This is a genomic window from Pandoraea pnomenusa (assembly GCF_000767615.3).
Lineage (GTDB): Bacteria > Pseudomonadota > Gammaproteobacteria > Burkholderiales > Burkholderiaceae > Pandoraea > Pandoraea pnomenusa.
In genome coordinates this window covers 2,265,426-2,278,642 of sequence record NZ_CP009553.3, presented here as the reverse complement: position 1 = coordinate 2,278,642, position 13,217 = coordinate 2,265,426, and the positions used below count along the sequence as shown (strand labels likewise).

Sequence of the window (13,217 nt, the reverse complement as noted above, 5' to 3'; positions counted from 1 at the left end):
TTCATGGACGTCACCCTTGCCCGCTCACAGCGACTTGGCCAGCCGGTACAGCAAGAAGCCGCCCAGCACTTCCAGCCCAACGCCGACGGCCAGCAACTTCTGCCCCGAGGGCTCCTGGAACATCGGCTCGAAGAATCGTGGATTGAGCAGCATCAGCATCGCGCTCACGATGATCGGCAGCGCCGCGAGCACCCAGGCGGACAGACGGGTCTCGGACGACAGCGCATACAGTTCGGCCTGTGCCTGCTCGCGATCGCGCATGAAACCCGCCATGCGCGCAAGAATCTGATCGGCGCGCCCGCCGAAGCGCGTCGAGAGATCGACGACCGCCGCAAACAGGTAGATCTCCTCGACCTGGTACACGCGGGCGATCTGCTTGAGCGCCACATCCAGATCGACCCCCGCCTGCACCTGCCGCACCGCCCGCTCGAGCAGTTCGCGCAGTGGCATGTCCGCATTGCCCGCAGCCGTCTGAAACGCGGCGGGCAAACTGTTGCCGACCGTGAGCATGCGCACCATGCCGTCGAGAAACACCGGCAATTGCCGCACGATATTGCGATGCCGGCGCGCCGCCTTGAACCAGTAACGCAGAACGGTGCCCACGGCATACATCACGAGAATGACGATCGCCGAGAGCGGCCCGTGCCAGAGCCAGAACCCCAGCACCAGCGCCAGCCCCGGCGCGATGAGCAACGTGTAGAACGTCGGATCAGGCTGCACGCCCGCGCGCTCGAAGAAGAACTCCCATGGCAATGACTTGCGCCGGGGCGCGCGCCTCGCGCCGTTCGCGCCGGCGTCACCGGGTGTGCCGGGGGTACCGAAGCGCGGGGCGGTCTGGGCAAGCTGCCTCTCGATGAACGCGCTCGTCGCCTGCGCCTTGGCGCGCAGTTGCGCGCGGCGCCAAAGCTCGAGCCCCGCCGCCACCAGCAGCAGCGCGATACATGCGGCCCACAGCACGACGGCGTTCATCGCCGGCGTCCGAAGAATCCGCCGCCGCCGGAATCGGGCGGCGGGTTGCCCTGGGTCTGCGCGGCGGCAGCCGCCGCGTTGCGCGTGTGCTCCCTGTAGCGTTGCAGCTTCGGCGAATGCGGCTGGAGCCCCAGTGAAATCCAGCGATCTTTCTCTTCCCCGTCGGGCCCCACGACCGTCTCGTGGCGATACAGTTCCTGCGTCGAGATCACCGTATCCGAAACACCGGTGACTTCGGTGATCGACAAGATTCGGCGTCGCCCGCTCGACAGGCGCCCGATCTGCACGATGAAATCCAGCGCGCTGGTAATCTGCCGGCGCAGGCTGCTTTCGCTGCCCTGGAAGCCCGCGAAGCCCGCCAGCATTTCGAGGCGGTAGAGACACTCGCGCGGCGAGTTGGCGTGAATCGTCGCCATCGAGCCTTCGTGGCCCGTGTTCATCGCCTGCATCATTTCCAGCACTTCGGAGCCGCGCACCTCACCCACGATGATCCGGTCCGGGCGCATGCGCAAGCTGTTGCGGATCAGGTCGCGGATCGTCACTTCGCCCGAACCGTCGAACCCGCCCTGGCGGGACTCGAGGCGCACCACGTGCGGGTGATTGAGCGAGAGCTCGGCCGTGTCCTCCACGGTCACGACCCGCTCGGTGGCCGGAATGAAACTGGCAAGCGCGTTGAGCAGCGACGTCTTGCCCGAGCTGGTGCCCCCCGACACGAGAATGTTGCAACGAGAGCGCACGGCCGCTTCGAGCAGCGCGTAGATTTCTTCGTTGAAGCTGCCGAGCGCGAGCAGGTCCGACGGCTTGAGCGGGTCCTTGCGGAACTTGCGGATCGAGACGACCGGTCCGTCCACGGCAAGCGGCTCGATCACCACGTTCAGACGACCGCCGTCGGGCAGGCGCGCATCGACCATCGGGTTCGATTCGTCCAGACGACGACCGATGGGCGCGAGAATGCGGCGTACGATGCGCAACAGGTGCTGGTTGTCCGAGAAGCGCAGCGCTTCACGGGCCAGCACACCCTTGCGCGACACGTACACGTCGTTGTAGCCGTTGATGAGAATATCCTCCACGGCCGGATCGGCCAGCAGATCCTCGATGGGACCGAAACCGGCGAGTTCCTTGGTGAGCGCGTCGGAAATCTGGCGCAGCTCCGACTCGTTGATCGGAATGCGGCGCAGGCGCACGAAGCCGTCCATCTCGAGGTCGACGAATTGCTGGATCGCGCCACGGCTCCAGCGCCCGAACTCCGCGCCGAGTTCCTCGATGCGCGCGAGCAGATGTTCGTGCGCCGCGTTCTTGATGTCCTGGAATTGCTGCGAGTTGGCGAACGCGCGCTTGTCGTCGGCGAATTCGATGGAGTCGGTCATATCAGTGCTTTCCCATGAATCGCCCCAACCAGCCCGAAGGCTGGCGGTGCGCTGCGGTCTTCGCATGCTGCGCCGAGAGCAGCCGTTCGACGAGCGGTTGCAAAGCGCGCACATAGGGATCGCCGCGCGCGGTGTCGAGAATCAGCTTGCCCTGGTTGGTCGCCGAGAGCATGGCCAGCGGGCGGTCGGGCAACGTGGCGAGCAGCGGCACATCGAAGCGCTTTGCGATCTGATCGGCCGCCATGCCATAGCGCGGGTCGTAGCGATTGAGCACCAGATGCAAATGGCCGCGATCGACGCCCTTTTCCTCGAGATCGCGCAACATCGACGCAAGCGAAACGATCGCCCCCACGCTCTGGTCGACCACCAGCCAGACCTCGTCGGCCGCGCGTACGAGGCTCGCGACGAACGCCGGGTTCGAGAAGCCTCCCAGATCTGCCACGATCAGATCGAAGAACGCGCGCAGACGGTCGGTCAGCGCGAGTGCGTCGGCGGCCGCCACGCTGCGCATGTCGCCCAGGTCAAGCGGCAACGGCAGCACCGCGAGTCCGCTGGGCGCATGCGAGAGCGCGGTGTGCACCAGCGTCTCGTCGAAGCGCCGCAGGTTCTGTACCGCCTCGGCAAAACTGAACTGGCTTTGCGTGTTCAGGTACAGCAGCCCGTCGCCGGAGGGCAACCCGAGGTCGAGCAGCGCGACATGACCCAGCAACGACGTATCGACCTTGTCGTCCTTGCCGGCCGCCGCTTTCGCGAGCCTGGCGGGCTTGTCGTCGACGGACCCGACCGACATCTCCTGCCCGAGTTGCGAGAGATGCGCCGCGAGCGTGCTGCAGCCCACGCCGATACGTGCGCCCAGCAGAACGACGAAGCGTCCGTGGCGCTGTGCAGCGCTCGGGCCCGGCGGCGGCGTGTGATCCACCACGCGACGAACCACCTCGAGCGCCTCGTCATGCGTGGCGTGCACGTCGATGAAATCGTGCACACCGGCGCGAATCGCGGCCTTCATGCCGTCGGCGCGAGCCATCGATCCCACGGCCACGAGCGGCAGCTTGGGCGCCACGCGCTTGAGCATCTGTGCGAGCTCGACGGCCTGGGCGATGCCGCCTTCGGGCGCGTCGTCGGCGTGTCCGGTCGGCTCGCCCGAAAAGTCGAGCAGCACGACCTGCGGATCGAGATCGCCAATGCGCTGCTGCAATTGCGCCGGACGCCCCGCTTCCTGCAGCACCACGCCCGCTTCGCGAAGCGCTGCCGAGAGCCACTGTCCGTGGCCCGCATGCGCACTGCAAAAGAGGAAACGGTGCAACTCGGTCATGGTGTCCAGTATTCGCGTCGGTGCGTTCATTTATGCACTCCTTACTGCTTGCGCGCAGCGCTGCGGCTCCCGCGTCGCCCGGCCCCGTCGTGACGACGGTGCCGGCGCTACTTCGAGAATCCCGGCAGCTCGCTGTCGCTTGCCCCACCCATCAGATAGTCGCCCCACACCGGCCCCGGGCGCTTCTCGCGCGTATCTCCGGGCAACGGCATAGCCACATCCTTGGCCACCGGCTTCACCAGATGCGGCGTGACGACGATGACCAGCTCCTTTTCGGCGCTGCTGTACTTCAGATTCCGGAAAAATGCGCCGATGAGCGGCAGATCGCCGAGCAGCGGCACCTTGTCGACGGCAGCCGTCGTGGTGCGGGAGATCAGGCCGCCGATGACGAAACTTTCGCCGTCGCCCAGTTCGACGGTCGTGTCCGCACGGCGCGTCGTGATCGCGGGGATCTGGATCGAACTGGTCACGATGGCGTTGGTGTAATCGATGTCGGACGCCTCGGGCGCGACCTTCAGCGCGATGCGATTGGGTGACAGGATCGTCGGCGTCACCGTGAGTCCCACGCCGAACGGCTTGTAAATGATGCTCGTGGTGCCGAGCCCACCCGCCTGCGGCACGGGGATCTCGCCGCCGGCGAGAAAGCTCGCGCTCTGTCCCGAGAGGGCGACCAGCGTGGGCGCGGCCAGCACGCGACCGAGACCATTGGTTTGCAGCAGGTCGATTTCGGCGGCGAGATTGAATGCGCCGCGCGTGATCGTGCCGAAGAACGATCCGAAGTTGGGCACGGCGCCGCTGCGGAACGCCGAGTTGAGCGTGGAGCCCACGCCGAAGCTGCCCGAGCCCGAAGTGCGCGAGGCGCTGAAGCTCGCACCCAATTGATTGAGGATGTTGCGATTGATCTCCACGATCTTCACGTCGACCTGCACCACCCCGGTGTCGCCCACCGTCGAGCGGTCGACGACCACCCCGCCCTTGCCCGACGCATCGACGGCCGCCGATTGCAGGCCGCTGTGCTCGATCATCGTATTCGCGTGGCCCTTGATGAGCGCTGCATTGCCGCGCGCATCGACGCTGGCGGTGCCGGTGTCGCCGAGCGCCCCTTGCAGATCCCCGGTGACATGCACTTCCCAGCGCACGGGCTCCCCCCCACGCGGCCACGCCGAGACCTGCGTCGTACCCGGCTTCTTGCCCACGACAAGTACCGAACCGCGCCGCCCGCCGGTGCCCTTGAGCACGACGATGTCGGCCACCGTGGGGTCGGCCACCGCCACACGCTCGAGCGAGCCTGGCACCGGCAACTCGCGCTGCTCGCGAACGCCCATCGTCAGCGAGCGCGTTGCGGCGCTCACGCCCGAGTCGGCCGCATCGGCCAGGCGTACCGATACCGACGCCGAGCACGCGAGCAACGCGGCGAAGCACAACAGCAGTCCCGTAACGCGTCTCGTCTCTCGTTTGGCAGTGCGAACCTGGCTTCTGGTCATGGCGTGGCTGTATCGGTCACTGTGTCGGTTGATGGGTTTGTCGGCGGCTTCGTGTGGCTCAATAAGCGGCCGTCGATCGTTCGGCGCCGCGCACCACCTCGATGGCGCCGCCCGTCCCGCCGCCCGAAGTTCCCGACCCACGCGACGCCGTCGCCCGACGCACCGGCTCTCCCGCGAGTCCGGTCGCGGCGATCCCGGCGTAGGCCTGGTTCTCGGGTGTGGAGAGCGCAGCGCGATCGTCGACCCTCAGACCGGCCTTGCCAGCCAGCACCGGCGGCGGCGACGGGAACAGCGACGTGTCGGGCATGGCGTCATCGCCCGGATTGCGAAGTGCCAGCATGATTTTTCCCTGCTGTGTGCCGAGCATTACCCGGTTGACGTCGGCCACCGGCACGGCGACCACGGCGGACGTAGCGGGCACCGGCGGCGGGTTGCTCGCCGGTTGCGGCGGCGGTGCCGTGGACGCCACGGCCTGCACCGTCGAGGCCACGCCGGGCGACGCCGGCGGCGGCGTCACGTCGTCGAGCGACGCATTGCCGTAGGTCAGCACCCGCACGCGCGAGGCCAGCAGACGTGCCTGCGTGTCATCCGCCACGGCGCCGTTGGGTCCCGCCTGGTTGGTCTTGAGGGTGAAGAAGACGTCCACGTAGTCGCCCGGGCGAATCCGGTTGCTCACCCCGACCGTTTCCGTGACGGGGATGGCGACCGCACGCTCGCCCGGCGCGAGTTGCAATGAGAGACCATGCGCGAGTGTGCCTTGCGTGAGCGCCACGCCGGGCGCCAGCGCCACGAGCGGCACGCGCCCCACCACATCGGCCGGGTTCGAGAAACCGCCCACCGTCTGGCTATTGAACGCCTCGATCTTCACGTCGCCCGCGCCGATCGGCTGCCCCGGCGCGAGCGCCTTGGCCGCCACCACGGCCGGGAAGCGTTGCGTGAGCGTTTGCGTCACCGGCGACGGCGTGGTCGCGGGCGCAGGCGCGTTCGACGTCCCCAGACGCAACGCGAAGAGCGCGAGCAGCACGCCGGCGACAACCAGCACGGCAGCAAGAATCTTGGTGGCTTTGTTCATGGCTTGGGGCCTTTCGGCCGTTCAGTCACTACCTGCGGGACGCCGGCGCACCGGCGGCATGACAACCTGGCAAACCGCACATCGCTTGTTTCGAGCCCGGCACGCAAATCACACGGCGACACGGCTAACTCCCGCCGATCGTGGACGTATCGAGTGTGACCGCCGCCGCGCCCACGACACTGGCCGGCACGAGCGCCCCCAACCCCGGCCAGTTGACGGTCATGGGCTGCGTCAATGTCAGCGTCACGTGAACGATGCATTGCGAACTGGTGGCCGACCCCGATGCCGGACAGGGATACGTGGCGTCAGCCGGAAAACTGGTGCTCACGACCGACGGTGACGGCCAGGTCAGCGTGTTGGCGATCGCCGACGTGGCGTAGCTCTGACGCTGGGCCATCGTACCCGCGCGCAGCATTGCACGGCCGGCCTCGGAGGCGGCTTGCGTGAGCATCTGTCGGGCGAGAATATTGATGGAGAAAGCGACGGCGACATAGAAGGCAGGCAGCAGGACCATCAGGATCAGCATGAATTCGAGAGCAGCGACGCCGCGCGAGCGCGCACTTAGCCGTCCCGGCCATGCCGATGCTGCCTGTGCCCCAAACCGCTTCATGACGAAACTCCCCGTCGCGCACGGCGCTGTGTGGCCGTGTTTGGCGACGCATTGGTGCTGCTCATTTGCGCGGCGTCGCCCGCGCCTCCCGTTCTAGCGGTGCCGCTTCTTGCAGCACTCGTCCCCCAACACGCCACCTCGGCGACATCTCGAACGACGCCCTCACGCCGTACCGGCTTCGCCGCCGCCAACGACTTCCAATCTGCCGTTCACCTTACGACGAGCGCCGCGGCGGCCAGATACGCCCCGTAGGGCAATCCGATGCGTCCATCCCGCCAACGCAGAATGCTTTGCCAGGCTCGCGATGCCGCAAACCGGTCACGCCACCGCGCCAGGCCCCTCACCCGTCCGGCCAACAGCACCAGGGCATGCAGGCCGGCCGCCACGCTCGCCAGACACCAGACCGGCAGCAACGCGGGATATCCCGCCACCAGCCCGATCACCGCGAACAGCTTCACGTCGCCCGCTCCCATCACACCGCGCCACCAGAACGGCAGCAACCCGATCAGCCCGATGAGCGCGCCCAGGCCATGCACCCACCACACCCGAGGTTCGCCGTGCCACGCACGCCATGCCATCCAGGCCAGCGTGAGCGCACCGACGCACAATAGCCACACGTTCGGAATACGGCGCGCAATCAGGTCGGTGACCACGATCGGCACGCACAACAGAGTCAGCAATATCAGCACGCGATGTTCCGCCTCGATACGAGCAATGCAGAGCAATGCCGAGCAATGCGCTCCCCGCGCTAATGCGAGACCGCCGACGTCGCCGCCGACGACACGGTGCTGAAGGCCGTCGTCAACGCGCTGCTCAGGTTCGTGTACACGACCCCGCCGATGATGAGCGCCACGATCGCCGCCAGAATTCCGTACTCCAGTGCCGTAACGCCGCGTTGCCGCGAAAGACGGTGCCCTCGATGTCTTGTTCCCGCTCGCATTGCTTTCATGATGCGCATCCCCGCGAATACAGCATCCGACTTCCCGCAACGGCGTCTCGATGACTGCGGCGCCCGTTGTGTTTTTTTGCATGGGCGGCGGCAGCCGCGAACACGCTCGGCGCCCGCCGGTCGACGTCAGTGAGCGTCAGCGAACGTCAGGCACCGACAGCCGTCACGGCAGAGGTCACTTTCGAGAAGACCGTCGAGAACGTGCCCGTGAGGTTGGCGTAGATCGTGCCACCGATGATCACGGCGACAATCGCGGCGAGAATGCCGTATTCCAGCGCCGTGACACCTCGCTCGTCGCGAGCGAACAGTCGAATACGTTTGCCGAGTTTCATATCAGTCTCCCTCATGAAGGCGCGAGGCGCCCGTTCACCCACGGCGGCGCATCACCGGCCTGTCGGCCGCGTGACGCATCCCGCCAAATCACTCATCAACTCTGGACTTCGGCCTCAGGTTCGTTGCGCAGCAAGGCTTTCGAACCTCTTTTACGTTGTACGCCACCAATTCTTTGCTTGTCGACACATCATTTGCGGCGGCGCGCTGATTTTTTCTGATCGTAATTTAAAGTAAATCGCAAAAACTAGAGTCTTGGTTCCAATCACCACCGAGAGTGTAAGAAATCGTTACATGGGTTGATCAAACAATACTCCAAAACCACGCAGCACAACGCTTGCGAGGGAAAACCATGATTTGCGCGACGCCACATCCAATCGCGAATCGAATACACCAGCCGTTTAAATAACTTTTCATTCATTTCCACGCTGCCGACGCGATTGTCGAGTGCAACATCCGCCCCGTCTGATTCCGGGGGCGGACGCACTTCAACAACCGGGCCTCGTAATGCGCCCGGTTTCGCGCCCGGTTTCCCACCCGGGAACGCGCTCCGCAACACGCTCTATAGCGCGCTCCGTATCGCGCGTCGAAACCGCCTTGGCACGCCGGCACAGGCGAGCCAGACGCGCAGTCTTTCCCATCCTTTCCATTCATGATGCGTTCCGGGCCCCGCCCCGCGCCCGAGAGATTGGTTCGTCATTCGATTCGATTTCAATGTCGATAACTAGCCGTGCCACGCGTGCTGTAACAACCCAATTCGAGCACGACGACCATATCAGCGCGAATTCGCATTGAAGCGGATACGACGCATCCAGGCGCTTCAATTTGTCGGCACCCCGAAGGCTTTTCGAACAGCGGCGTTACGTAACGTTACCCGTAACGCCCGACGTAACGGGAACGGATTTGCGCCCGACACTCGCCATATTCCGATCGCGTTAACCCTGACTTTTACCCGTTCCCTGCGAACACCGATCTCTCGATCCAAAAGATTCTTGTTTTCCAAAACGCAAATAAATACAGGCTTTTCAGCCGTTTGACGGAAAAACTAGAGCAAGTCTTCAAATCCGAAATCATTGATTGGCACACCTCTTGCGCATACCCCTGCATCGCAACGCTGAAGATCACCGGGGGGACACCATGATCATTGGCAATACCAAGCAACCGACGCAGCGCACCGAAGCCATCACCGCGCAGCGTCAGCGCATCGGCGGCAACGATCGTAGAGGCGCAAGCCCAGGGAGGGGCGGTGAAGACGGCGGTGGCGTGCGCGCCACCGCCACACCGTTCGATCCGGCCAACGGCCACGCCACGCATTCGGCCCATGCAATGACGGGCTTCGGCAGCGCCGCTGTCGACGCGCTGCTGTTCGCGCTCATCGCACAACGCATGAACAACCGTCTGGCGGCACAAGCCGTGCTCGCCTGATAACGACAACGACCAGAGGACACCATCATGAACAACCTTCAACGCAACCTGCTCGCTTCCGCCTGCCTGCTTGCCGTCATCACGATGACCGGCTGCGCCAGCTCAGGCTCCGGGGGCACCAGCGGCTCGCTCGGCGACGGCGGTGGCAGCGGCACCACGGCCGGCGCTGGCGGTGGCGGCGGCACGGGCGCCGGAACGGTCAGCGACGGTTCGGGAACCGGCGGCTCGGGCACCGGCGGCAATGGCAACACGGGTGGCAACGGCAACGGCGATGGCGGCACCGGCACGAGCGCGACCACCAACCCGATCGGCACGGTCGCCGGTACGGCAAGCACGGGGGTTGTCACCCAAGTCGGCAAGACCGTCAGCGACGTGGGCACGACGCTCGCCGGCACGCAACTCCCGCTGCTGAGCACACAAACGCAATCGGGTCTGTCGGGCGCCGTCGTGTCCACCGGCACCGCCGTGCAGACACTTGGCACGGGCCTGACCAACGGCATCGGCAAGCTCGGTTCGGTCAGCGACCCGCTCAACCCGACGCTCGCCAGCGTGGGCGGGGCGGTGACGAATCTCGGCACGGCGGGCACGCAGTTGGGCAGCGCCGTCGCCGGTCTCGGTCAGACAGGCCCGCTCGGCAGCACGCCGATCAACGGCGTCACCACGCTGCTCGGCGGTGTCGTGACCTCGGTCGGCATGGCCGGCCAGTCGCTCGGTACCGGGCTCACGCAGACCGTTACGAGCGCGCCGGTGCAGCAACTGACGACGTCGCTCTCCTCCGCGATCACTCCGATCACGAACGTGGTGACGAACACCACGCAAACGGTCGGCAATGCGACGGGCCTGGGTACGCCGGTTGCCGGCTTGCTGGCCACCGTGGGCGGCGGTCTGGCCGGCGTGGGCACGAAGATCGGCGGGCAACTCAACAACCCGGTCGCCGCGGACGTTGGCGGCATCGTCGCAGGCGTGGGCAACACCGTGGCAAGTCTCGGCGGCGCCGTGCACGGCACGCCGACCAGCGCCAATCCGCTCGCGCCGCTTACGTCGGCATTGGGGGGATTGACAGGCGGCCTGGGTGGCCTGGGTGGCGCCACTGGCGGCGCCAACCCGCTCGCCCCGGTCACGAGCGTGGTCTCGGGCCTGACGGGTGCGCTCGGCGGTGCCGCTGGCGGCACGCCGGGCAGCAACGCCCTCGCCCCGGTCACGAATCTCGTCGCCGGTCTGACAGGCGGGCTCGGTGGCGCCACGGGCGGCGCCTCGGGCGGCAGCCCGCTCGCACCGGTCACCACCCTCGTCGCCAGCGTGACGGGGGCGCTCGGCGGCGCCGCCGGCGGCACGCCGGGCAGCAACGCCCTCGCCCCGGTGACGAATCTCGTCTCGGGTCTGACCGGCGGGCTCGGCGCCGTGGCCGGCGGCGCGACCGGTGGCACTGGCGGCGCGACCGCGGGCGGCGCCCTTGCGCCGGTGACCAACCTGCTCGGCGCGGTCACGGGCGCGGTCGGCGGCGCAACCAGCGCCGGCGGCACCGGAAGCACCGGCCCGCTCGCCCCGGTGACGGGTCTGCTGGGCGGCCTGCTCGGCGCGAAGAAGTAAGCGGCGATGCGCCGAAACCGAATCGAAACTTTCAGAACGACACAGGAGATAGACACCATGAACCTCGCACTCCAACGCACGCTTCTCGCCTCGGCCGCCATCGCCGCCATCGCACTGACCGGCTGCTCGAGCGGCGGTGGCGGAAGCGGTGCCACCTCGGCCGGCACCACGGGCACGCCGAACGCCGTGGGCACCACCGCAACGAACGCGGGCGGCGTCGTGAGCTCCGCCGGCAACGTCGTGAGCGCGCTCGGCGATCAGGTCGCCAGCACGCAGTTGCCGCTCGTCTCGCCGCAAGCGTCACAGGGATTCGGCGGCGCACTCAAGAGCACCGGCAACGCCGTCACCGATCTCGGCAACGGCGTGAGCGCGGGTCTCGGCCAAACCGGCACGTCAGGCGATTCCGTCGGCACCACGCTTGCCAGCACCGGCAACGTCGTGACCGATCTGGGCCAGGCGGGCGTTCAACTGGGTAGTGGTGTGGCCGGCATCGGCAAGAGCGGCCCGCTCGCCGGCACGCCGGTCGACGGACTGACGTCCGCCGTGGGCAATGTGGTATCCACGGTCGGCCAGGGCGGCATCGCGGGCGGCGCAATTCTGAAGCAGGCCTTCACGGGTGGACCGGTCACGCAGGTCACTTCCACGCTCTCGAAGGCGATCAACCCGGTCACCAACGTCGTGTCCGACACCACCCGCACGGTAGGTACCACGACCGGTCTGGGCGGCCCGGTGCAGAACCTGCTCACGACGGTCGGCAACACGGTCGGCACGGTCGGCACGACGATGAAGGGCACCTCGTCGAACGGTGTGGTGACGGCGCTCGGCAACACCGTCATCGCCACCGGCAACACAGTCGGCGGCGTCGGCTCGTTCCTGAACGGATCCACCTCGACCGGCACGGCCAACCCGTTCGGCTCGCTGCTCGGCAACCTCGGATCGACCGCGGCGGGCGGCAACGCGAATCCGCTCGGCTCGGTGACGGGTCTGCTGGGTGGACTTGGCGGCACCAGCGGCGGGGGCAGCCCGCTTGCGCCGGTCACGGGTCTGCTGGGCGGCCTGGGCGGTGCCGCGTCGGGGTCGGGCGGCAGCGCCAGCCCGCTCGCGCCCGTGACGGGCCTGCTCTCCGGCGTGACGAGCGCGGCCGGCGGCAGCTCGGGTGGCGCCACCGCCGGCCTCGGCAGTCTGCTCGCACCGGTGACCACCCCGCTCGGCAGCGTCGCCAGCGTCGGCAAGTAAATCGCAAGTGACACATGGCATCGCGCGCGCCGCCGACGTTCCGGCGCCGCGCATGCCCCAGGCAATTCATCGATAAGGAGATGCCATGGCCCGCTTCCTATCCGACACCGGCGTGCTGATGCGCGGTCTTGGCGAATCCGCCTCGCAATATGCCGAACCCCCGGCCATGCGCGAGACCGCCGGCGGTGTCGGCGCCCGCCAGAGCCACAACACGTACGGCGCCGATTCGGGCGCTGCTTCCGGGGCGACGGCCACTGCCTCCCCGCTCAACGCAACGCACGGCACCATGAGCGACCGACATACGAACCGAAACGATCTCGTCGCCGGCATCGTCCGCTCGCTCGGACGCCGGCTCGCCGTGTACACCGCGCTCTATCACGCAGCGCTGGCCGAACAGCTCGGTCTGAACGTCACCGATCTGAACGCGCTCGACCTGATTCTCGAACTCGAATCGATCACCGCCGGTCAGTTGGCCGAGCTCATGGGCGTGAGTTCTGGCGGCATCACCACCGTCATCGACCGGCTCGAGCGCGCCGGCTTCGTCGAGCGCGAAAAGAATCCGCACGACCGCCGCATGGTGATGATCCATCCGATCGCCGAACGCTGCGCTCAGATCGAGCAGTTCCTGTCGTCCGTCTCGCGCGAGCTCACCGCCGTGAGTGCCGCCTACGACCACAGCGAACTCGCCGCGATCCACGACTTCCTGGTGCAGAGCATTCGCACCCTGAAGAGCGAAACCTTCCGTCTGCGCTTCGAGGCCGACCAGGACATCGCTGGCCTGGTGTCCAGTGCCAGGGGCCCCACGTCCAAGGCCTGACGGCCGCCGGCGAGCTACGCCCCCCCGGAAGCGCTCGTCCCTGTTCGAGGAGACAT

At 66.9% G+C, this 13,217-nt stretch carries 13 protein-coding genes; 4 read left to right on the top strand and 9 right to left on the bottom strand.

Going from position 1 to position 13,217, the window contains the following annotated elements; translation table 11 throughout:
• Window positions 1-24: 24 nt before the first annotated feature.
• The 9 genes from LV28_RS34305 to LV28_RS34265 form a co-directional block, all read right to left on the bottom strand.
• Window positions 25-969: a type II secretion system F family protein gene (locus tag LV28_RS34305; RefSeq protein WP_038617803.1), complete on the bottom strand. Its 945-nt coding sequence runs from the start codon at window positions 967-969 to the stop codon at window positions 25-27.
• Window positions 966-2,336, bottom strand: a complete 1,371-nt coding sequence (locus tag LV28_RS34300) for a TadA family conjugal transfer-associated ATPase (RefSeq protein ID WP_023595652.1) — start codon at window positions 2,334-2,336, stop codon at window positions 966-968. The genes LV28_RS34305 and LV28_RS34300 overlap by 4 nt, the downstream gene beginning before the upstream one ends.
• Before the next feature lies 1 nt (window position 2,337).
• Window positions 2,338-3,678 (bottom strand): CpaE/TadZ family protein, encoded by a 1,341-nt coding sequence (locus LV28_RS34295; protein ID WP_031627204.1) that lies wholly within the window; start codon window positions 3,676-3,678, stop codon window positions 2,338-2,340.
• Window positions 3,679-3,755: 77 nt separating this feature from the next.
• Window positions 3,756-5,132 carry a type II and III secretion system protein family protein gene (locus LV28_RS34290; protein WP_029753893.1) on the bottom strand — a complete coding sequence of 459 codons (1,377 nt, stop codon included), beginning with the start codon at window positions 5,130-5,132 and terminating at the stop codon, window positions 3,756-3,758.
• A gap of 58 nt (window positions 5,133-5,190) precedes the next feature.
• A complete protein-coding gene (gene cpaB / locus LV28_RS34285) occupies window positions 5,191-6,204 on the bottom strand; it encodes a Flp pilus assembly protein CpaB (RefSeq protein ID WP_038617811.1) in 1,014 nt (337 codons plus the stop codon).
• Window positions 6,205-6,328: 124 nt separating this feature from the next.
• Window positions 6,329-6,814 carry a TadE/TadG family type IV pilus assembly protein gene (locus tag LV28_RS34280; protein WP_023595649.1) on the bottom strand — a complete coding sequence of 162 codons (486 nt, stop codon included), beginning with the start codon at window positions 6,812-6,814 and terminating at the stop codon, window positions 6,329-6,331.
• A gap of 209 nt (window positions 6,815-7,023) precedes the next feature.
• On the bottom strand, window positions 7,024-7,503 hold the full coding sequence (locus tag LV28_RS34275; RefSeq protein ID WP_218026208.1) for an A24 family peptidase: 480 nt from the start codon (window positions 7,501-7,503) through the stop codon (window positions 7,024-7,026).
• 59 nt (window positions 7,504-7,562) lie between these two features.
• Window positions 7,563-7,754 carry a Flp family type IVb pilin gene (locus LV28_RS34270; RefSeq protein WP_031627202.1) on the bottom strand — a complete coding sequence of 64 codons (192 nt, stop codon included), beginning with the start codon at window positions 7,752-7,754 and terminating at the stop codon, window positions 7,563-7,565.
• 155 nt (window positions 7,755-7,909) lie between these two features.
• Complete coding sequence (locus LV28_RS34265; RefSeq protein ID WP_023595646.1) at window positions 7,910-8,095, bottom strand: Flp family type IVb pilin; 186 nt, start codon at window positions 8,093-8,095, stop codon at window positions 7,910-7,912.
• Window positions 8,096-9,230: 1,135 nt separating this feature from the next.
• On the opposite strand from LV28_RS34265, the gene LV28_RS34260 reads away from it, so the two are divergent.
• The 4 genes from LV28_RS34260 to LV28_RS34245 all read left to right on the top strand — a co-directional run bounded on the left by LV28_RS34260 (window position 9,231) and on the right by LV28_RS34245 (window position 13,161).
• Window positions 9,231-9,518 carry a hypothetical protein gene (locus LV28_RS34260; RefSeq protein WP_023595645.1) on the top strand — a complete coding sequence of 96 codons (288 nt, stop codon included), beginning with the start codon at window positions 9,231-9,233 and terminating at the stop codon, window positions 9,516-9,518.
• 27 nt (window positions 9,519-9,545) lie between these two features.
• The gene (locus tag LV28_RS34255) at window positions 9,546-11,108 is read left to right on the top strand and encodes a collagen-like triple helix repeat-containing protein (protein WP_038617816.1); all 1,563 of its coding nucleotides are present in this window, start codon (window positions 9,546-9,548) and stop codon (window positions 11,106-11,108) included.
• A gap of 57 nt (window positions 11,109-11,165) precedes the next feature.
• Window positions 11,166-12,344 carry a collagen-like triple helix repeat-containing protein gene (locus LV28_RS34250; RefSeq protein WP_038617819.1) on the top strand — a complete coding sequence of 393 codons (1,179 nt, stop codon included), beginning with the start codon at window positions 11,166-11,168 and terminating at the stop codon, window positions 12,342-12,344.
• Window positions 12,345-12,429: 85 nt separating this feature from the next.
• A complete protein-coding gene (locus tag LV28_RS34245; RefSeq protein WP_023595642.1) occupies window positions 12,430-13,161 on the top strand; it encodes a MarR family winged helix-turn-helix transcriptional regulator in 732 nt (243 codons plus the stop codon).
• Window positions 13,162-13,217 lie beyond the last annotated feature (56 nt).